This window comes from Shimia sp. MIT910701, from assembly GCF_047126315.1.
Taxonomy (GTDB): domain Bacteria; phylum Pseudomonadota; class Alphaproteobacteria; order Rhodobacterales; family Rhodobacteraceae; genus Shimia.
Genome location: NZ_CP138953.1, coordinates 2,393,599 through 2,413,221, shown reverse-complemented (window position 1 = coordinate 2,413,221; position 19,623 = coordinate 2,393,599). Strand labels below are relative to the sequence as shown.

The 19,623-nt window shown below is 60.1% G+C and carries 18 protein-coding genes; 7 read left to right on the top strand and 11 right to left on the bottom strand.

Translation table 11 applies throughout. The features are described from left to right. Window positions 1-106: 106 nt before the first annotated feature. The 3 genes from SIB38_RS11535 to SIB38_RS11525 all read right to left on the bottom strand — a co-directional run bounded on the left by SIB38_RS11535 (window position 107) and on the right by SIB38_RS11525 (window position 2,745). On the bottom strand, window positions 107-529 hold the full coding sequence (locus SIB38_RS11535) for a hypothetical protein (protein WP_412550188.1): 423 nt from the start codon (window positions 527-529) through the stop codon (window positions 107-109). A 172-nt stretch (window positions 530-701) separates the two neighbouring features. Further along, window positions 702-1,049 (bottom strand): RidA family protein, encoded by a 348-nt coding sequence (locus tag SIB38_RS11530; protein ID WP_412550187.1) that lies wholly within the window; start codon window positions 1,047-1,049, stop codon window positions 702-704. A 37-nt stretch (window positions 1,050-1,086) separates the two neighbouring features. After that, window positions 1,087-2,745 carry an NAD+ synthase gene (locus SIB38_RS11525; protein ID WP_412550186.1) on the bottom strand — a complete coding sequence of 553 codons (1,659 nt, stop codon included), beginning with the start codon at window positions 2,743-2,745 and terminating at the stop codon, window positions 1,087-1,089. Window positions 2,746-2,959: 214 nt separating this feature from the next. Between SIB38_RS11525 and SIB38_RS11520 the strand changes: the two genes are divergently transcribed. Further along, entirely contained in the window at window positions 2,960-4,381 is a 1,422-nt protein-coding gene (locus SIB38_RS11520) for an MORN repeat-containing protein (RefSeq protein WP_412550185.1), read from the top strand. Window positions 4,382-4,434: 53 nt separating this feature from the next. On the opposite strand, the gene SIB38_RS11515 is transcribed toward SIB38_RS11520, so the two are convergent. After that, window positions 4,435-4,881 (bottom strand): MarR family winged helix-turn-helix transcriptional regulator, encoded by a 447-nt coding sequence (locus tag SIB38_RS11515; RefSeq protein ID WP_294113540.1) that lies wholly within the window; start codon window positions 4,879-4,881, stop codon window positions 4,435-4,437. A gap of 81 nt (window positions 4,882-4,962) precedes the next feature. Between SIB38_RS11515 and SIB38_RS11510 the strand changes: the two genes are divergently transcribed. After that, window positions 4,963-5,409, top strand: a complete 447-nt coding sequence (locus tag SIB38_RS11510) for an ABA4-like family protein (RefSeq protein WP_412550184.1) — start codon at window positions 4,963-4,965, stop codon at window positions 5,407-5,409. On the opposite strand, the gene SIB38_RS11505 is transcribed toward SIB38_RS11510, so the two are convergent. Continuing rightward, window positions 5,382-6,041, bottom strand: a complete 660-nt coding sequence (locus SIB38_RS11505) for an SDR family NAD(P)-dependent oxidoreductase (protein WP_294113543.1) — start codon at window positions 6,039-6,041, stop codon at window positions 5,382-5,384. The genes SIB38_RS11510 and SIB38_RS11505 overlap by 28 nt on opposite strands. 378 nt (window positions 6,042-6,419) lie before the next feature. On the opposite strand from SIB38_RS11505, the gene SIB38_RS11500 reads away from it, so the two are divergent. Continuing rightward, window positions 6,420-6,776, top strand: a complete 357-nt coding sequence (locus SIB38_RS11500) for a cupin domain-containing protein (RefSeq protein WP_294113545.1) — start codon at window positions 6,420-6,422, stop codon at window positions 6,774-6,776. 14 nt (window positions 6,777-6,790) lie between these two features. Continuing rightward, a complete protein-coding gene (locus SIB38_RS11495) occupies window positions 6,791-8,356 on the top strand; it encodes a 2-isopropylmalate synthase (protein ID WP_294113546.1) in 1,566 nt (521 codons plus the stop codon). Between the two features lie 458 nt (window positions 8,357-8,814). Here the strand turns inward: SIB38_RS11495 and SIB38_RS11490 are convergent, their stop codons facing one another. Genes SIB38_RS11490 through SIB38_RS11475 form a run of 4 tightly spaced genes read right to left on the bottom strand, consistent with a single transcriptional unit; the run spans window position 8,815 to window position 12,443 of the window. Further along, window positions 8,815-9,222 (bottom strand): ZIP family metal transporter, encoded by a 408-nt coding sequence (locus SIB38_RS11490; RefSeq protein WP_412550183.1) that lies wholly within the window; start codon window positions 9,220-9,222, stop codon window positions 8,815-8,817. Continuing rightward, complete coding sequence (locus tag SIB38_RS11485) at window positions 9,171-9,527, bottom strand: hypothetical protein (RefSeq protein WP_412550182.1); 357 nt, start codon at window positions 9,525-9,527, stop codon at window positions 9,171-9,173. The genes SIB38_RS11490 and SIB38_RS11485 overlap by 52 nt, the downstream gene beginning before the upstream one ends. A gap of 55 nt (window positions 9,528-9,582) precedes the next feature. Beyond that, complete coding sequence (gene cueR, locus SIB38_RS11480) at window positions 9,583-9,969, bottom strand: Cu(I)-responsive transcriptional regulator (protein ID WP_294113548.1); 387 nt, start codon at window positions 9,967-9,969, stop codon at window positions 9,583-9,585. Beyond that, window positions 9,969-12,443, bottom strand: coding sequence for a heavy metal translocating P-type ATPase (locus tag SIB38_RS11475; RefSeq protein ID WP_412550181.1), 2,475 nt, complete (start codon window positions 12,441-12,443; stop codon window positions 9,969-9,971). The genes cueR and SIB38_RS11475 overlap by 1 nt, the downstream gene beginning before the upstream one ends. Before the next feature lie 262 nt (window positions 12,444-12,705). Between SIB38_RS11475 and xylB the strand changes: the two genes are divergently transcribed. The 3 genes from xylB to SIB38_RS11460 all read left to right on the top strand — a co-directional run bounded on the left by xylB (window position 12,706) and on the right by SIB38_RS11460 (window position 16,878). Further along, window positions 12,706-14,160 (top strand): xylulokinase, encoded by a 1,455-nt coding sequence (gene xylB, locus SIB38_RS11470; RefSeq protein WP_294113552.1) that lies wholly within the window; start codon window positions 12,706-12,708, stop codon window positions 14,158-14,160. Then, window positions 14,157-15,461, top strand: coding sequence for a xylose isomerase (gene xylA / locus SIB38_RS11465; RefSeq protein WP_412550180.1), 1,305 nt, complete (start codon window positions 14,157-14,159; stop codon window positions 15,459-15,461). Before xylB ends, xylA begins: the two co-directional genes overlap by 4 nt. Window positions 15,462-15,567: 106 nt before the next feature. Continuing rightward, entirely contained in the window at window positions 15,568-16,878 is a 1,311-nt protein-coding gene (locus SIB38_RS11460) for a cytochrome-c peroxidase (RefSeq protein WP_412550179.1), read from the top strand. 14 nt (window positions 16,879-16,892) lie between these two features. Here the strand turns inward: SIB38_RS11460 and SIB38_RS11455 are convergent, their stop codons facing one another. After that, window positions 16,893-18,434, bottom strand: coding sequence for a CRTAC1 family protein (locus SIB38_RS11455; RefSeq protein ID WP_294113560.1), 1,542 nt, complete (start codon window positions 18,432-18,434; stop codon window positions 16,893-16,895). Next, window positions 18,424-19,617 carry an ROK family transcriptional regulator gene (locus SIB38_RS11450; protein ID WP_294113563.1) on the bottom strand — a complete coding sequence of 398 codons (1,194 nt, stop codon included), beginning with the start codon at window positions 19,615-19,617 and terminating at the stop codon, window positions 18,424-18,426. The genes SIB38_RS11455 and SIB38_RS11450 overlap by 11 nt, the downstream gene beginning before the upstream one ends. Between the last annotated feature and the right edge of the window lie 6 nt (window positions 19,618-19,623).

Here is a 19,623-nt window from a genome sequence, read left to right as displayed (position 1 = left end):
TCTCAGGGCGCCAAAAAAAGCGGAGCTTATTGAGCAAGCAGCCGCTAAGAGCGGCTTCTCCAACTTCGAGTACTTTACTTGAAAGCCTGAACCAGGGATCAGATTGCTAGTGCCTGATGTGGCCGGAACTAACCAACGCGTCGTTCTGATCGTAGCAAACATAAAGACTGTCACCATCAAAAGACATCGGGCTGCACATTCCCAAATAGTGAGCTTCGCAGTGTTCTCCGCCGATTACGACGGTGGTGTCATGATCACCAATCAATTCTGAAACATCGGTTTTAGTTGTCTCGCGGTTGTGCAAGAAATTTTGACGTAGATCCTGAGCCATTGCCCCACGGGGGCACCGTGGGCGTTGCTGCACACAGTCATCGCCGGAGGCTGCTTGGCACTCCCCATTAGCCGCCCATTTTTCTTGGCTGAAAGTTGCCCCTGTAAACTCATCGACAGGTGACCAAAGCAACAGCCCAATGATGGCTATCACAGTGAAAGCGGCAGAAAACAATAACAACAAAAATCTCTTGAGCACATCTTAGCCTGAATTGCGTTTCACGAACTTGTTCTCATTTTAGGGGCCTAGCTCAAGTCAAGCAGAAACAGGCTTTGGCCGCACTTCAGAAATGCATTTTATCCTTGCCGATCACATGTTCGGACAGGCAAGCACCACACTCTTCTACCCTCCGCTCAGCAGCCACATTCCCTCAACCGCCCTTCACAGCCGTCGTAACAATCACCTCAACCTTCAACACATCCCGCGCCAATTTCGCCTCACCGCAGGCCCGCGCAGGCGCATGGCCTTCCGGCACCCAGTCATCCCAAACCGCATTCATCTCGGCAAAATCCGCCATATCGGACAGCCACACGATCGCCTGCAAAATATGCTCGCGATCTGATCCAGCTTCTTCCAGCAACGCATCCACGCGAGACAGACAATCTCGCGTCTGCTCCGCAACCGTGTCCCCCGCGCCAACTTGGCCACACAGGTACGCCACCTGATTGTGAATGACGATTTTGGACATCCGTGTGCCCGTGTGTTTGCGTTCAATCATGTTCAAGCCCCTGTTATTTAAACGTTAGTTCTGTCGCTCAGCTTGGGTCACGGAACCGATTCACAATCGGATAGCGCCGATCCAGCCAAAACGCCTTCTTGCTCAACCGCGCGCCTGGCGCGGACTGGAAGCGTTTGTACTCGCTGATATAGACCAGATGCTCCACGCGCTTCACCGTCTCCCGGTCATAGCCAGCAGCCACGCAGTCCGCGACGGATTTGTCCTCATCCACCAGCATGAACAGGATCGCATCCAACACGTCATAGGGCGGCAGACTGTCCTCATCCTTCTGGTCCGGACGCAGCTCCGCGGACGGCGGCTTGTCGATGATGTTCACCGGAATGACCTCGCCCTCCGGCCCATTCATCCAGTCGCGATGCACGCTGTTGCGCCAGCGCGAGGTCTCAAACACGCGGGTTTTGTACATGTCCTTGATCGGGTTGTACCCGCCGGCCATGTCGCCATAGATCGTGGCATAGCCCACCGCGACCTCGCTCTTGTTGCCCGTGGTCAGCAGCATCTCACCAAACTTGTTGGACAGCGCCATCAACAGCAGCCCGCGCAAGCGGCTCTGAATGTTCTCTTCGGTCAAGCCCGGTTCCGTGCCTTCAAACAGCGGCGCCAGCGTGTTGGTGATCGCGGCACGCCCTTCGGCAATGGGCACATAGTCATAGTGCACACCCAACCGCTTAGCGATGTCCTCCGCGTCATCCAGCGACTCCTGCGAGGTATACTCGGATGGCAACATCACACAGCGCACATTCTCTGCCCCCAATGCATCCACCGCAATCGTCGCCACCAGCGCACTATCAATGCCACCGGACAGCCCCAGCAACACCTTCTTGAAGCCGGTCTTGCCCATGTAGTCCCGCAGCGCCTCAACCGAGACGCGGTAATCCTGCTCTTCGCCCGCAGGCAACAGCGCCTTTGGGCCATCCTTGCAGCGCCAGCCAGCAGCCGTGCGTTCAAACTCCACATGCGCCACCGCCTCGTCAAACACCGGCAATTGCATCGCCAACTGCCCGCCGGGGTTCAGCACAAAGGAGCCGCCGTCAAACACCTGATCGTCCTGGCCGCCCACCATGTTGAGATACACCAATGGCAATTCGGTCTCGATCACCCGCGCCACCATATGGTTCATGCGGCGATCAAACTTGTCGCGGTAATAAGGCGAGCCATTCGGCACCACGAGGATCTCCGCGCCGGTTTCCTCCATAGTTTCCGGCACATCCTCAAACCAAGCATCCTCGCAAATCGGGCTACCAACCCGCACCCCGTTCACATCATACGGCCCACCCATCGGCCCATGGGCAAACAGGCGCTCTTCGTCAAACACGGTGTAGTTTGGCAAGTGATGCTTGAGCTGCGTATGCGCAATCTTTCCGCCCTTCAGGATGAAATACGCATTATAAAGCGCCCCCTCCTGCACCAACGGCCCGCCCACAGCCACCACTGGCCCTTCCGCGCACTCCACCGCCAGTTGCTCAATCTCCGCCAAAGCGGCCGCCTGCAACGCCGGCTTCAAGATCAGATCCTGCGCGTTGTAGCCCAAAATGAACATCTCCGGGAAAGCGACCATATCAGAGCCCGCCGCCTTGGCCTCGGCCCAGACCTCGCGCACCTTCTTGGCATTGCCTGCCAAATCCCCCATCACCGGATTGGCCTGCGCCAGTGTCAAACGGAATGTATCAGCCATGTCTTCTCTTCCCGCACCGCGTTACTTGCGCAAAGATGTAGCAGACACAGCGCCAAGGAAAAGCGCAAACCACCGCCCCCAGACCGCTCATTCCTGCCAAAACAGGGCCGGGGTGCAAAACCGTTTGCCCCAATCCCACCCTTGCCCTAAAATCACGCAAAACACCGCAAGGTGATGGGGATGCTCCTTCGGGGCAACAGTGGGACTGGAAATTATGAGCAGAACTCAGGCACTTACCATAGCCATCCTGATGGCCGGCACATCGTTGAGCGGTGCTGCCTTCGCACAGGACAGCCAGGTTCTGACCAAACAATATGACGACGGCGGTGTCTATGAGGGCACCTTTAAGGACGGGCTGCAACACGGCACCGGCATCTACCGCCTGCCCAACGGCTACGAATACGAAGGCGCTTGGGTTGAGGGTGAGATCGTTGGCGAAGGCATGGCCCGCTTCCCCAATGGCTCGGTTTATGTCGGCACCTTTGCCAAAGGCAAACCGCATGGTTTTGGCAAAATCACCTTCACCGATGGCGGCACCTACGAGGGTGACTGGGCCGACGGTAAAATCACCGGCGCAGGTGTGGCGATTTATGCCAACGGCGTGCGCTACGAAGGCAGCTTCCAAAACGCCAACCACCACGGCAAAGGCGTGATGATCAGCCCGGCCGGCTACCGTTACGAAGGCGATTGGCTCAACGGCGTCAAAGAAGGCCTCGGCAAGATCACATATGCTGACGGCACCATCTATGACGGCGAAATCAAAGCCGGCGAACGCGCGGGCCAAGGCCGCCTGACCATGCCCGGAGGCCTGACCTACGAGGGCACCTGGGCCGCGGGTCAAATCGAAGGCGACGGCACGCTCACGCAGCCCAATGGCGACATCTATGTCGGCCAACTGGTCGGTGGTCAACGCCAAGGAAAAGGCATGGTGACCTACGCCAACGGCGACACCTATGAAGGCGACTTCCAGGCGGATCAACGCCATGGCCAGGGTACCTTCAAAGGCAGCGATGGCTACGTCTACGTGGGCACCTGGGTCAACGGTGACATCGAAGGCAACGGCGAAGTCACCTACGCCGACGGCTCGGTCTATGTCGGCCAGTTCGCCAATGGCCTTGCCGACGGCCAAGGCAAAATCACCTACACCGACGGCACCACCTATGAAGGCGACTGGAAGGCAGGCGTGAACGATGGCGTTGGCAAAGCGGTCTACGCCAATGGTCTGGTCTATGAAGGTGACTTCAAAAACGCCAAGAACCACGGCCGCGGCGTGATGACCTACGCCGACGGCTACCGCTATGAGGGCGAATGGCAAGACGGCCAGCGCCACGGCATGGGCGTCGCCACCTACGCAGATGGCACCACCTACACCGGCCAGTTCTCTCTCGGTCAGCGCAACGGTATTGGCGAAATTGTCATGCCGGACGGCTTCAAATACGCGGGTGAATGGAAATCCGGCGAGATCGATGGGGTTGGCGTCGCCACCTACGCCAACGGCGACATCTATGAGGGCACCTTCAAAGGGGGCCAGCGTCAGGGCGAAGGCACGATGAAATACGCCTCCGGTGAAGAGCGCAAAGGCAACTGGGCCAACGGCACTCTTTCCGAGGCCGCACCAGCCCAAAACGACGGGTAATCCCACCGCCAGCAAAGACCACAAAGCCGCGCCCTCTGCGCGGCTTTTTCATTTCAGGTCAGCGTCCCCGCCGCCCCCGGTGCCAATCGCCGCAGCATTTCCGCCAACTGAACCACGTCATCGCCTTGCCAGCGTTCATCCAGCAAGTACCCGGCCCGCTTGGCAAAAGTCACCAAAGCGTCCGCCAAACGCTCCGCCCCCGTGTCTGTGAGCACCACAAACACAATCCGCGCGTCCCGTTCATCCACATCACGACTAAGCAACCCGATTTTCTCCATCGGCGCAGCCATGCGGGTCACGGTGGAAGCACTCACATGCATCCGCTTGGCCAGCTCCACCCGCGCCAAGCGCTGCTTTGGCGATCGCTGCAAATGCAGCAGCATCAAAAACTCATTTACCGAGATGCCATGCACCGAAGAAAACTCCCCGGCCAGCCCCGCGCGAAACTCATCCGCTGCCTGCAAGAGCCGCAGCGCGCTTGTTGTTCTGATATCCGTCATACACCCCATTTATTGCTATATGCTTGCATATGCAAGCGAATCGCAACATATAGCCAAAACCACATTTTCCATGGCCCCCTAATGCCCCCAGAAACCGCTTTCTCTCTCGCAGGCCTCCTCGCCATGTCTGGCTGGCTCCTGCTCCTCACATCTCCATGGCTGCCCACCCTGTCAGACAAAATCGCGGGCTTCCTCCTGCCAGCCCTGCTCTCGCTCGGTTATGTCGCGCTGATCCTGCTTCCGGCCGACACAACCGGCGGCTTTAACAGTCTCGCTAGCGTGAAAACCCTGTTCTCCCACGACCAGGCGCTCCTGGCAGGCTGGGTGCATTTCCTCGCCTTTGATCTGTTCATTGGCGCTTGGGCCTGCCGCTCTGCGCGCGCAAAGGGCATCCGCTTCTGGTGGGTGGCCCCAAGCCTGCCGCTGATCTTCCTGTTTGGTCCGGCTGGCCTGCTCGCCTACTGGGCTCTATCCGCGATCAGCCGTCTCGCAGATCGGTCTCACCACGGCACTTCAAGCCCCGCATAATCATAGAACCCACCACTCTGGGCGGGCGCCAGCCCGTCCAACACGCCCAGAAGGTTTGCCGCAGCCTCCTCAGCGCCAACCTTTTTATGCGCCGGATAGTTGGCCGTGAAGTCTGTCGCCACTGTTCCGGGATGCAACGCGACGCAGACCGCCTGCTTACGGCTCCGCGCCAACTCTACCGCCCCTGTCCGGATCACCTGATTAAGCGCTGCCTTGGATGCCCGGTACGAATACCAGCCACCAGCGCGATTATCACCAATCGACCCCACCCGCGCCGACAAAGCTGCAAACACGCCCCGCTCCCGCCGCGCCAACAACCTTGGCGCCTGCTTCAACACCAACGCCGGTCCAATGGTGTTCACTGCAAACTGCGCCGCCATCTCTTCCGCGCTCACCTCGCGCAACGATTTCTCCGGAGCAGACCTTGTGCAAACCAAAGCACCCGTCGCTACAAAAATAAGTCCAAACGGCCCGTCCAGCGCATCCAGCACGGCCTCTGCCTGCGCCGGATCGGCAACATCAAACCCGTCCCGCTGCCGCGACAGCCCGACAACCTGCGCGCCTCGCGCCCGCAATCGTGCTGACACCGCCGACCCTATCCCACCAGTATCGCCAACCACCAATGCGCGCATATCATTCTCCCTCTTGCCCCAATACTACGCGCCACACCCTTAACCGGATGCCCCAAGCTTTTCTCTTTCCCCAAATACCTTGGGGAGTCACAGCCCCGCTGTGACGGGCCAAAGCCCCAATCACCCTCGGACAAAAATCCAAAACTTTTGCCCTTTTCATTTACCAAACGGCATGTATAAATCTGCGGCATGACCAAACGAGCCCATACCGCAACAGACGCGCGCCTTCCGGCGCCCTTTGCGCGTGGCCTCGACCTACTCCTAGTCCGCCTCTGAGCGTGACCCTGTTGGCGCGCGTGCTCAGAGGAGATTGTCTCGCGCCACATGTCTGACCCGCTTCACAGCCAATCGACACCCACAGGTAACTAGGAAACCCAGATGCAAAAGATCAATCTCGCCGAAAAACTATCCATGTTCTCAAGCCATTGGGACCCGCACGTGGTTGCCAACTACAATGGCAACGACGTCATGGTGGTGAAATTTCAGGGCGAGTACCCGCTGCACAAGCATGATACTACCGATGACTTTTTCCTCGTGCTCGAAGGCGAAGTCACCATGGACTACGACAACGCCCCCTCCGTTACCTTTGGTCCGGGCGAGCTGTTGATCGTGCCCAAAGGCCAGGTCCACCGCCCCCGTGCCGAGAAAGAAGTGAAAGTACTTCTGATCGAGCCCACCGGCGAACCCAATTCCGGAGACAGCGACCGCGCCCCGTCTCCCAAACCGCATATCTAAACTGGAACAAACCCATGTCCGACAACAAAGTCCTGATTTTTGACACCACCCTGCGCGACGGCGAGCAATCCCCCGGCGCCACCATGACCCATGATGAGAAGCTGGAAATTGCCGGCATGCTCGATGACATGGGCGTGGACATCATCGAAGCCGGCTTCCCGATCGCCTCCGAAGGCGACTTCGCCGCCGTGTCTGAGATCGCCAAGAACTCTGTGAATTCCCGCATCTGCGGCTTGGCGCGCGCAAACTTCGCCGACATCGACCGCTGCTGGGAGGCGGTGAAACACGCCAAGCAGAACCGCATCCACACCTTCATCGGCACCTCGCCCCTGCACCGCGCCATTCCGAACCTCACCCAGGACGAAATGGCCGACAAGATCCACCAGACCGTGACCCACGCCCGCAACCTCTGTGACAACGTGCAATGGTCGCCCATGGATGCCACCCGCACGGAGTGGGACTACCTCTGCCGCGTGATCGAAATCGCCATCAAGGCGGGCGCAACCACCATCAACATCCCCGACACAGTGGGCTACACCGCCCCGGCCGAAAGCGCCGACCTGATCAAGCGACTGATCGAGACTGTGCCGGGCGCCGATGAGGTGATCTTCGCCACCCACTGCCACAACGACCTGGGCATGGCGACCGCCAACTCGCTCGCCGCCGTCGCGGGCGGCGCACGTCAGATCGAATGCACCATCAACGGTCTGGGCGAACGGGCAGGCAATACTGCGCTTGAAGAAGTGGTCATGGCGCTGAAAACCCGCCACGACATCATGCCTTGGACCACCGGCATCGACACCACCAAGATCATGGCGATCTCCCGCCGTGTCTCCACCGTGTCCGGCTTCCTGGTGCAGCCCAACAAGGCCATCGTTGGCAAAAACGCCTTTGCCCATGAAAGCGGCATCCACCAAGACGGCATGCTGAAGAACCGTGAAAACTTCGAGATCATGCGTCCCGAAGACGTCGGTCTCTCCGGCACCTCGCTGCCTTTGGGCAAACACTCCGGCCGCGCGGCGTTGCGCGACAAGCTGGAACAGCTCGGCTTTGAAGTGGGTGACAACCAGCTCAAAGACATCTTTGTCCGCTTCAAAGAGCTTGCCGACCGCAAGAAAGAGGTGTTTGACGACGACGTGGTCGCACTCGTGCGCGCCGACAGCGGCGAAGACGAAGACGACCGTCTGCAGCTCGTGTCCATGAAAGTGGTCTGCGGCACCGGCGGCCCAGCCGAAAGCACCATCGAGATGGAAGTTGACGGCAAAGACGTCTCCGCCACCTCTGAGGGCGACGGCCCGGTGGATGCCACCTTCAAAGCGATCCGGCAGATCCACCCCAACACCGCCCGCCTGCAACTCTATCAGGTGAGCGCCGTGACCGAAGGCACCGACGCGCAGGCGACGGTTTCTGTACGGCTGGAAGAAGACGGCGTGATCGCCACCGGCCAGTCCGCCAACACCGACACGGTTGTCGCCTCCGCCAAGGCTTACATCCACGCGCTCAACCGTCTTCTAGTGCGCCGCGACAAAGTGGGCGAAGGCGCAGACGCCAAAGAAGTGTCTTACAAGGATCTTGCATAAGCAATCGAAAGGCTATCCCTGATTGGGGCAGCCTTTTTGATGATGGCCATCAACTTGCCGCCGCGCCCGAACCGAGGGGTGGAAAGCGAAGCGCCCGCCCCGTGGGGACGGTTCGGGCTCTGCCAAAGCACAGCTTTGGCATTCTCCTGCGGAGCAAACGGTGAGTTTCTGAAAACTGATGCTTGAGAAACAGAACACTATGCAAATAGACTCCAGCTAATCAACTTCTAACAGTGTGACTTCTACTAGGAACATCGTCTTGCCAAGTTTTGTCCGTTTTCTAAAAAAGTTGGTTGGGTTCGAAACGGGCTTTCCTAAAGCTGCCTATGAGTACGGTCGCATTTTTTTGATTTTTCTTTTTTGCTTAGCGTCGATGGTTCCAATTCTGTTTCTATTAAACTTAGCAACCAAATAGATTGTGCACCCCGAATACACGCCACGCAAGCAACTGCCCAACCTCACCCTATCACCATGTCACCAGCCAAGCCCAAGGCGAACCCGGCCACGGCCCCCAACGCGGGCGAATAGGCCCCGCTCTCATGCGCTTCTGGCGCGATATCCTGAAACACCAGATACAAAATCCCACCGGCGGCGAAAATCGTGATCGCCCCCATCGTCTCCGGATCATCTGCCAAAAACGCAAAACCAAGCAACGCACAGAGCGGCCCCAACCCAGCCAGCGCGACAAACACCAATAGAACCTTGGCCGCGGGCAACTTCCCCTGCGCCCAAATCTCGCGAAACGCGGCAAACCCTTCTGGCAGGTTCTGCAAAAACATCATCGCCGCCAACAACTTCGCCGTCGCCGCCTCGGTCACAAGCAACGCCCCAAGCGCCATGGCTTCCGGCAAGAAATCCAACAGCATCGCCAGCACAAGCGCCCCGCTACCGCCCGCCTTCGCCAAGGCCGCATCCACCAGCGCAAAACACACGCCCCGGCCACCAACAACCCAACGGCCAGCGCCACCGGCAGCACCTCCGCACCCTTGGGCACCAGCACCAAAGCCACCGCCGAAAGCAACGCTCCACCGCCAAAAGCTGTGATGGATTTCAGAAACCGCGCCTCCACCGCGCGGTTGGAAATATGCTCCACCCGCGCCAGCACGCCCCCCAATGGGATCGCCAAACCGGCAAACAAGGATAACAACAGCGCGTAATGAATGGGTCCCATGGCGAGATGCTACTACGCCCCCGCCACAGAGCAATCCTTTTGTCACATCAGCGCGTTAGCTACGCCCCAGATCCTCCAAAATCGGACAATCCGGCCGCCCGTCGCCTGCGCAGTTCGCCACCAGATGGCTCAACGTGCCCCGCATCGCCTGCAGATCCGCAATCTTGCGGTCAATCTCACTCAGGTTCTTCTGCGCCACGCGTTTCACATCCGCGCTGGCCCGCCCCTGATCCTCATACAGCGCCAACAAGGTCCGGCAGTCCTCAATCGAAAACCCAAGCCCCCGCGCCCGGCCCAGAAACACCAGCTTGTGCTGATCCTTCTCGCTGAAACTGCGATAGCCGTTGTCGCCCCGCGCCGGGGTCACAAAGCCGATGTCCTCATAGTACCGAATGGTTTTCGCCGGCAGGCCGGTGTTCTTGGACACTTCCCCGATATTCATCACACACCTTCTTTCTTGCTGACCTGAAAGGCTGGCTGGATGCGCCGCAAGCGCAGCGCGTTGGACAGGACAAACACGCTGGAAAGCGCCATCGCCCCCGCGCCCAACATCGGCGACAGAGCTGGCCCGCCAAAGGGCACCAGAATGCCCGCCGCCACCGGAATGAGCGCCACGTTGTAGCCAAACGCCCAGAACAGGTTCTCTTTGATATTACGCATCACCCGGCGGCTCAGGTCAAATCCGGTCACCACGCCACCCACGTCGCCCGCCAACAACACCACATCCGCCGCTTCAATCGCCACATCCGTGCCGGTGCCAATGGCAATGCCCACATCCGCCGCCGCCAGCGCAGGCGCATCGTTGATGCCGTCGCCGACAAAGGCCACTTTGCCCACGGTGCCGCGCAGCTGCGCCAGCGCAGCAACCTTACCGTCCGGTAAGACCTCCGCGACCACATGATCCACGCCCAGTTCCCGCGCCAAAGCCTGCGCCGTGCGCTCAGTGTCGCCAGAAATCATCGCCACGGTTTTACCCATGCCATGCAGGGCTTTGATCGCCGCGGCCGAGGTTGGTTTCACCGCATCCGCCACCGCAATCACGGCTGCCATTTTACCGTCCACCGCCACGTAGATCGGCGTCTTTCCTGCTTCGGCAAAAGCCTGCGCCCGCGCCTCAAGATCACCCAAAGGCACCACCAGCGCCGTCATCAACCGCGCTGCGCCCACAGCCACCTGTGCGCCTTCCACAGCGCCAATCAGCCCATGCCCAACCCGCACCTCAAGGTCCGCACAAGCCGCGACCTCAAGCCCGCGTTCTTGAGCTGCCGCCACCATCGCCCGTGCCAAAGGATGCTCGGACTGCGCCTCAACCGAAGCCACTTGCGCCAGAACCGCCTGCTCGTCAAAACCCTCAGCCAACACAACATCGGTCACCGAAGGCGCCCCTTGGGTTAGCGTTCCGGTCTTATCAAACGCCACCACATCGCACTCCTGCAACCCTTGCAGCGCGTCGCCTTTGCGGAATAACACGCCCAGCTGCGCGGCCCGCCCGGTGCCCACCATGATCGAGGTCGGCGTCGCCAATCCCATGGCACAGGGGCAAGCGATAATAAGCACCGCCACCGCCGCCACCAGCGCATACCCTAGGCGCGGTTCCGGCCCCACCAGCATCCAGACCACAAAGGTCGCCGCCGCAATCGCCATCACCACCGGCACAAACACCGCCGTGATCCGGTCCACAAAGTTCTGGATCGGCAGTTTGGCCCCCTGCGCCTGACGCACCATATCGATGATCTGCGCCAGCATCGTGTCGCGCCCGACCTGCTCCGCCTCATAGCGCAGCACACCGGCGCCATTCACAGTGCCCGCAATCACCGCATCGCCTGCGGTTTTCTCCACCGGCACCGGCTCACCGGAAATCATCGCCTCATCCACAAAAGAGCTGCCATCGAGCACACGACCATCCACAGCCACGCGCTCTCCGGGCCGCAGATGCAGCACATCGCCCACTGCGACTTCCTCGATCGGCAGCTCGGACACAACGCCCTTACGCTCCACCTGCGCCACGCGCGGCTGCAAGCCAACAAGCTCGGCAATCGCCGCCCCTGTGCGCCCTTTGGCTCGCGCCTCCATCCAGCGCCCCGCGAGGATCAACACCACAACCACCGCCGCCGCCTCGAAATACACATTGGCTGTGCCCGCCGGCAGCAGCCCGGGCGCAAAGGTCGACACCACCGAGAACAGATAGGCCGCCCCCGTGCCCAAAGCGACCAGCGAGTTCATCTCCGGCGCGCCTTTCAAAAGCGCCGGAATGCCTTTCGCGTAAAACTCCCGCCCCGGCCCGATCAGCAGTATCGAGGTCAGCACAAACTGGAACAGATAGCTATTCTGCATCCCCACAGTGGCCATCAGCCAATGGTGAAACGCGGGCACCATATGTCCGCCCATCTCGATGCAGAACACCGGAAACGCCAACACCGCCGCCAACAGTACCCGCCGCTTGGCCGCCTTGGCCTCTTCTTCTTTCCGGTCGGAAACATCTTCCGGCACGCCCTCTTCCGGCACCCGCGCCGGATAGCCCGCCCGTGTGCTCAGCGCGGCAATCTGATTGGCCGTGATCGCGCCTTCCAGATAGCGCACCGTCGCACTTTCACTGGCAAAGTTGATCTCCGCCGACAGCACGCCCTCGCCCGCCGCCATCGCCGCCTCCGCGCGGCGCACACAGCCCGCACAGGTCATCCCGCCCACATCCAGCGTCACCGTGGCCTCCCGCGCCGGATAACCCGCCGATTTCAGCGCCGCGATCACACCATCGCGCACGGTGTCGCCCTCAAACGCCACCCGTGCCGAAGTGTCTGCCAGGTTCACTCTCGCGTCCTGCACCCCTTCCACTGCGGACATCGCTTTCTGTGCGCGATTCACACAGCCCGCACAGCTCAGCCCGTCCAACTGGAAATTCAACACATGCGCCGTCATCGACTCGCCTCTTTATCGTCTTTTGGTCTCAGCACCTCACATAAGGGTTCCAGTCACGGGAAGGTCAAGCGCACGCGTCAAGAATTTTCGAAAATCCAACAACACCCCTTCAACCCATTGAAATTCATAGATACTTATCACACATCATCGTCGAAATCCCGCGCTACTGATCGAAAAAATTTACTGCTTAGGCAATTTCTAGTTTGATCCCCAAATTAATTTGAGGCACAAATTAACTAAGGAGACCTGAGGAGGAGCCCCCATGTTTGTGGGATTGGATCTGGGTACGTCTGGTGTGCGTGCCCTGCTGATCGACGCGTCCCAACGCGTGATCGGCGCAAAAGAAGCCGCTGTGGACACCGCGCGCCCGCATTCTGGGTGGAGCGAACAGCTGCAATCAGACTGGATCGCCGCCACCCAAGCAGTCTTTGCCGAGCTGAAAGCCGATCACCCAGCAGAGGTCGCCGCCATCAAAGGCATCGGCGTATCCGGGCACATGCACGGCGCCAACCTTTTGGACGACGCCGGCGCTCCGTTGCGCCCTTGTATGATGTGGAACGACACCCGCTCCGCAGCACAAGCCGCCAACCTCGACGCAACCGATCAAGTCCGCGACCTGTCCGGCAACATCGTCTTCCCCGGCTTCACCGCCCCCAAAGTGGCTTGGGTCGCCGAGAACGAACCCGAGACTTTTGCCAAAACCGCCAAAGTCCTACTGCCCAAAGACTTCCTGAACTTCTGGCTCACCGGCGTCTACGCCTCTGACATGTCTGATTCCGCCGGTACCAGCTGGCTTGACGTCGGCGCGCGCGACTGGTCCGATACCCTACTCACCGCTTCCGGCATGCGCGGCGAGCAGATGCCCGACCTGTTCGAAGGCTCGGACGCCATCGGCACCGTGCGCGATGACATCGCCACTGAGTTGGGCCTGCCCAAAGGCGTGGTTGTCGCCGCAGGCGCAGGCGACAACGCCGCCGCCGCGTGTGGGATTGGCGCGCTCAACGAAGGCGACGGTTTTGTCAGTTTAGGCACCTCCGGCGTGCTACTCACCGGCCGCGACGCCTACGCCCCGAAACCGGAAAGCGCCGTTCACACCTTCTGCCACGCGATTCCAAACCGCTGGTATCAGATGGGCGTCATTCTCGCCGCCACCGACAGCCTCAACTGGCTCTCGCGCAATCTGCAAGACACCCCGGCCAACCTCACAAAACTGCTTGGTGACAGCATCACCGGCCCCGGCACCATACAGTTCCTGCCTTACCTGTCCGGCGAGCGTACCCCGCACAACGACGCCACCATGCGCGGCGCCTTCCTGAACATTGACATCGACGCAGATCACGCTGCCCTCACCCAAGCCGTGCTTGAAGGCGTCAGCTTCGCCCTGCGCGACAACCTCGAAGCGCTGAAATCCACTGGCGCGGACCTACAAAGCCTGATTGCCATCGGCGGCGGTAGCCAGTCGCCCTATTGGGTCGAGCTCATCGCCACGCTGCTCAACTTGCCAATCTCTCTGCCCAAAGCAGGCGAATTTGGCGCAGCCCTTGGCGCAGCCCGCTTGGCCATCTGCGCCGCCACCAACGCCGATCCCGAGGCCATCATGACCCGGCCCGAAATCGCCAAAACTGTTTCCCCCCGCAGCGATCTGCGCGACGCCTACGAAGAGGCCTACGCCCACTTCGTCACACTGTACCCCGGCATAAAGGCCCTGACACAATGACTGATTTCTTCAAAAACATCGCCCCCGCCCAATATGAAGGGCCCAACAGCACCAACCCGATGGCCTTCCACCACTACAACCCGGATAAGATTGTCATGGGCAAACGCATGGAAGACCACCTGCGCTTCGCCGTCGCCTACTGGCACAGCTTTGCCTGGGAAGGCGGCGACCCCTTTGGCGGCCAAACGTTTGAGCGCCCATGGCATCCGCAGACCCGCATGGACATGGCCAAAGTCAAAGCCGACGCCGCTTTTGAGATGTTTGACATCCTGCAGCAGCCCTACTTCTGCTGGCACGATGCAGACGTGCGTCCAGAAGGAGACAGCTTCGCCGAGAGCCTGAAAAACTTCGAAGAGATCATTGATTACTTTGAAGAAAAGATGAGTACACGCTCCGTTAAACTGCTCTGGGGCACCGCCAATATGTTCAGCCACCGCCGCTGGATGGGCGGCGCGTCGACCAACCCAGACCCCGATGTGTTCGCCTATTCCGCCGCAACTGTGAAAACCTGCATGGACGCCACCAAACGTCTGGGCGGCGAAAACTACGTGCTCTGGGGCGGTCGTGAAGGCTATGAGACCCTGCTCAACACCGACATGGGCCGCGAGCTCGACAACATGGGCCGCTTCCTCAACATGGTGGTGGACTACAAACACAAAATTGGCTTTGAAGGCGCCATCCTGGTGGAACCCAAACCGCAGGAACCGTCCAAGCATCAATACGACTTCGACGCCGCCACCTGCTACGGCTTCCTCAAAAAGTACGGCCTGGAAAACGAAGTCAAACTGAACCTCGAGCAAGGCCACGCCATCCTCGCCGGTCACAGCTTTGAGCATGAGATCGCCACCGCCGCTGCCCTTGGCGTGCTCGGCTCGATCGACATGAACCGCAACGACTACCAGTCCGGCTGGGACACCGACCAGTTCCCGAACTCCGTGCCCGAGGTTGCGCTGGCCTACTACCACATCCTCAAAGACGGCGGCCTGAAAACCGGCGGCACCAACTTTGACGCCAAACTGCGCCGCCAGTCCTTGAACGCCGAAGACCTGATCGCAGGCCACATCGGCGCCATGGACGTCTGCGCGCGTGGCCTGAAAGCCGCCGCCGCAATGATCGAAGATGGTGGTCTCGAGGATGCGCTGGCCGAGCGCTACGCCGGTTGGGACACCGACGCAGCCAAAGCCATGCTGGCCGGGGATCTCGACGGGACTTTTGAGGACGTGATGAGCGGCAAGATCAACCCGGCGCCCAAATCCGGCCGTCAGGAGATCCTGGAAAACTACGTGAACCGCTTTGTGTAATATCTTGTTTCAAAACCGTTATTGAGCCAAGATACACTGGCCCTTCGCGCATATTCTCCTGCGCGGGGGGGCTTTTCCAAATGAAAGACACGCCATGCGCCCTTTGATGCTCACAGCCGCTTTCCTGCCCGCCATTCTGGCAACCAATGCCAGCGCGTCACCGCTGCCAAAGGCGGACGCCACCTTCCCGGCGCAGGATATTGCAGAGGTCGAGCTGGGCTGGCAACTGTTCTACGACCCGATCCTATCGGGCAACCGCAGCGTCGCTTGTGCAACTTGTCATCATCCTGATCTGGGTACCTCGGACGGCGTCTCCCTTGGCCTTGGCGACGGCGCCACCGGGCTCGGGCTAGAGCGCAAGATCGACGCCTCAAATCCGCCCGAAAAACGTATCCCCCGCAACGCCCCTGCGTTGTGGAACCTTGGCGCTACCGAATTCACCGTCTTCTTCCACGACGGCCGCTTAGAGGACGACCCCACACGCCCTTCCGGCATCCGCACCCCCTTGGGCAGCGAGATGGAAATGGGCTTTGACAACGCCCTCGCCGCGCAAGCCATGTTCCCCGTTCTGTCAGGCGACGAAATGGCCGGCCACTATTCCGAGAACGACGTAAGCCAAGCCGTGCGCCTTGGCCAACTCACCGGCCCCGGCGGCGCCTGGGACATCCTCGCCAAACGGGTCGAGGCCATCCCCGCCTACCGCGCGGCCTTTGATGATGTGATTGGCGCTGACGCACCAATTAAATTCCACCACATCGCCAACGCGCTCGCCGCCTTCATCGCCTTTGAATGGCGCGCCGATGCCTCGGCCTTTGACGCCTACCTGCGCGACGGCACGCCGCTCGCCGCTGATGCCGCCGCAGGTCTCGATCTTTTCTACGGCAAAGCCCAATGCGGCACCTGCCATGCGGGCCAATTCCAGACCGACCACGGTTTCCACGCCATCGCACTCCCGCAAATCGGACCGGGCAAAGCTGCGCCGTTTGAGCGCCACAACCGCGACGTCGGCCGTGGCCGCGTCACCGGAAATGAACAAGACTTCTACCGCTTCCGCACGCCTTCGCTGCGCAACATCACGCAGACCGCGCCCTATGGCCATAACGGGGCTTATACATCTCTGGAAGCCATGGTCAGACATCACCTCGATCCGGTGGCCTCACTCAAGTCCTACGCAGAGGCCCAGACCACCTATTCCGACGGGAAATTTAACACAGATTTCAAGCTGATGCAGGACGATCCTGAAGTGATTGAAATCGCCGCAGCCAACGAGCTTTCCCCGATTGATCTTACTGATCAAGAGGTCGCGCACATCCTCGCTTTCCTCGAAAGTCTCACAGACTACGACGCCATTCAGGGCCGCCTTGGCGTGCCCGAGTCGGTGCCCTCCGGCTTACCGATGGACCAGCTTTCCAACTGATCCACGCGGCCTGCTCAATACGCCGACAACACCGTCACCGGCCCTTCGGACCACAGCCGCCAGCTGCCATTCACCGGCACTTCGATCCAGTCGCCTTGTGTACCATCTGGCCAGCGCACGCGCACTTCTACTTTGTCCGCATCGCCCAGCCCAAAATGCTGGGGCCCGGACACGCCCCCCGCATGGCCACCGCCCACGGTGATCTCCCGCAGATGAACGTGATCGCCCACCTTCACCTCAATGAAGGCTCCCACGGCTTGGCTGTTGGCCTCTTTCCCCATCAGGGTCAGGGCCACCCAATTGCCCGTGCTTTCAGTGACGTTTTGATAGATCTCCAACGGCGCCCGTCGGTTCACCACCGCCAAATCCAACAGCCCATCGTGGTTCATATCCACCAGCGCCGCGCCACGGCTACGCGCCAAAGTGGCAATCCCCGCCACGTCGCCCTGCTCCGCAAAGGTCCCATCCACTTGCTGCATCAACAGATTGTTGGGGTCGTCCATCGCCGCACCGGGCATCTGTTGCACATTGCCCTTGGCAATGAACACATCGTCCAACCCGTCGTTGTCCACATCGCCAAAACTGATGTGCCAACCAGTCGACGGCCGCCCGTCGCCACCAGTGTAGGGCCGATGCGCCGAGGTGCCCATTTCATAGGGCACGTCTTCAAACGTTGGCGCCTCCGCACTCACACGCTTCATCAACCGCTGATCGCCCATCGACGACAAAAACACCTCTGTCTTACCGTCAAAATCAAGATCCCGCTCCGCGATGCCCATGCCCCACAGCATATGCGTGGCCCAGCCATCCGCCTCACCATAGAGCCGCGGTGTGGCCTCCATCGCCCAAAGCTGCTCTGCGCCGCCTTTCACGTAGTAATGCCGGTCATTGCTCATCCGCAGATCCGCGCGGCCCAAACGGCCCCAGTCGGAAAACAAGATCGACAGCGGGCAAAACCCCGGCGTCAACGTGGAATGGACATACCCCTCGCCGGAAGCCCGAAACAAATCATTCTCATCACAGGCCTCAAACGGCCCCTTGGGATCGTCGCGATCTACGTAATTGCCAAACGCCAATGTCGGCAGCACATCCTGCCGCTCCCAGGTGGCGGAAAACGCCGTGGTCCAGGCATCGCCGCCATCAAACCCCGGCACGTCCATGGGTTCAAAACGGCACTCCGGCCCGCCTTTGAGAAGGCGGTTCTCACCCACCCGTAACGCCACAAGGTCCAGCCAGCCATCGCCATCAATATCAAGCGGATAAAACCCCGTGGTCCCCGGCATCATCAAAGCATCCGGCGTGTCTTCCTCAAAGGTCACGACACCGCCATGCGCACTCCGGTTGCGCAGCAAAATCGGAGGGTTCTCCCCCCCCGCCGCCACCAGTTCCGGCAAGCCGTCCCCACTGCAATCAAACGCCGCCACGCCGCCACCGACATAAAACTCCCAGCCGCCGTCATAGACATGCTCTGCAACGTCCACCGGTGCAAAACCAACTTCGGCCTGCGCGGAACCTGCCGCGACAAGTGCCAGTGCGCTGACGCCCTTAAGCCACATTCTCTGCCATCTCCAGAAGCGCGTTTTCCGACACCTTTTCAAGCGCATAGGCCGCGGCCCCACGGGCCCACATCAGGTTGCCCCACTTGTGCACCACCACCTCCGGCGGGGCCTTATCCACCTGCACAATCAACTTGCGCATGCCTTCAATCACCTCTTCCGCATAAAGATGGCTGGATTGCATCTGCTCGCCCGCCAGAATGATCAGCTCCGGATCAAAGATGTTCACGATATTGGCCAAGCCCATGGCAAACATGCGCCCAGCGCGGCTGACAATCGAGGCGGCCATCTCGTCGCCTTCTTTCGCCGCGCGCAAGATGTCTTCCACCTCCCGCTCCGCCGCCTCGCCGCTGGCCATCATCGCCTCACGGGTCAAAGCATAGTCCGCCGCATAGGCCTCCAGGCATCCCCGCTGCCCACAGCGACACAACGCTCCCTCGAGCTGCACCTTGGTGTGGCCAAATTCCGCGCCACAGCCCCGCGTGCCTCGGTAAATCTCGTTGTTGATCACAATGCCCATGCCAACACCGCTTTCGATGGTCACAACAATGAAGTCATTGTGCCCCACCCCCAGGCCAAAACTCTTTTCCGCCATGGCGACGAGGTTGGCATCGTTGTCGATAAACACAGGAATACCCAGCCCGCGCCCAAGGATATCACCCAACATCACGTTCCGGCTGTCCAGAGACGGCGACCAATGCACAAATCCACGCGGCGCATCGACAATGCCCGCGATCCCCAGCCCAAACCCGGCAATGTCTGCACGGGACAGGCCCATTTTTCGCGCCAGCACCTCCAGAAGGTCCGCCAAAACCACCGTCATGTCTTCGGTCGGCATAACGGCCTCTTCCAGCTCCGCCTCATGAGCGGCCAACTGCGTGCCTTCAAAGTCAAGCAGCACCAAAGAGATGGTCTTGTGGGAGATTTTTGCCCCCGCAATCAACCGTGCCGCCCCGCGAATCTTCAGATCCACCTTTGGGCGTCCGCGTTTCGAATCTTTCTCGCCCAGGTCGCTAGAGACCTCCTCGATCAACCCTTCCCGCAGCAACTCTGCGGTGATGGTTGTCACGGTTGCACGGCTGATTCCGGTCAGCTCGCTCAGGTCAATGCGTGGAACACGCTGCTGCCTGCGAATTTCTCCCAGCAGCTTACGCCGCCCAATTTCTCTTTGATTCACAGACATATACTG

Coding starts and splice junctions, on each gene's coding strand:
- SIB38_RS11450 (WP_294113563.1), bottom strand. CDS start 19,617: ATGTCTGTGAATCAAAGAGAAATTGGGCGGCGTAAGCTGCTGGGAGAA.
- SIB38_RS11505 (WP_294113543.1), bottom strand. CDS start 6,041: ATGCGCGCATTGGTGGTTGGCGATACTGGTGGGATAGGGTCGGCGGTG.
- SIB38_RS11520 (WP_412550185.1), top strand. CDS start 2,960: ATGAGCAGAACTCAGGCACTTACCATAGCCATCCTGATGGCCGGCACA.
- SIB38_RS11460 (WP_412550179.1), top strand. CDS start 15,568: ATGCTCACAGCCGCTTTCCTGCCCGCCATTCTGGCAACCAATGCCAGC.
- SIB38_RS11495 (WP_294113546.1), top strand. CDS start 6,791: ATGTCCGACAACAAAGTCCTGATTTTTGACACCACCCTGCGCGACGGC.
- xylA (WP_412550180.1), top strand. CDS start 14,157: ATGACTGATTTCTTCAAAAACATCGCCCCCGCCCAATATGAAGGGCCC.
- xylB (WP_294113552.1), top strand. CDS start 12,706: ATGTTTGTGGGATTGGATCTGGGTACGTCTGGTGTGCGTGCCCTGCTG.
- SIB38_RS11500 (WP_294113545.1), top strand. CDS start 6,420: ATGCAAAAGATCAATCTCGCCGAAAAACTATCCATGTTCTCAAGCCAT.
- cueR (WP_294113548.1), bottom strand. CDS start 9,969: ATGAATATCGGGGAAGTGTCCAAGAACACCGGCCTGCCGGCGAAAACC.
- SIB38_RS11455 (WP_294113560.1), bottom strand. CDS start 18,434: ATGTGGCTTAAGGGCGTCAGCGCACTGGCACTTGTCGCGGCAGGTTCC.
- SIB38_RS11475 (WP_412550181.1), bottom strand. CDS start 12,443: ATGACGGCGCATGTGTTGAATTTCCAGTTGGACGGGCTGAGCTGTGCG.
- SIB38_RS11515 (WP_294113540.1), bottom strand. CDS start 4,881: ATGACGGATATCAGAACAACAAGCGCGCTGCGGCTCTTGCAGGCAGCG.
- SIB38_RS11530 (WP_412550187.1), bottom strand. CDS start 1,049: ATGATTGAACGCAAACACACGGGCACACGGATGTCCAAAATCGTCATT.
- SIB38_RS11490 (WP_412550183.1), bottom strand. CDS start 9,222: ATGCTGTTGGATTTCTTGCCGGAAGCCATGGCGCTTGGGGCGTTGCTT.
- SIB38_RS11510 (WP_412550184.1), top strand. CDS start 4,963: ATGCCCCCAGAAACCGCTTTCTCTCTCGCAGGCCTCCTCGCCATGTCT.
- SIB38_RS11485 (WP_412550182.1), bottom strand. CDS start 9,527: ATGGGACCCATTCATTACGCGCTGTTGTTATCCTTGTTTGCCGGTTTG.
- SIB38_RS11525 (WP_412550186.1), bottom strand. CDS start 2,745: ATGGCTGATACATTCCGTTTGACACTGGCGCAGGCCAATCCGGTGATG.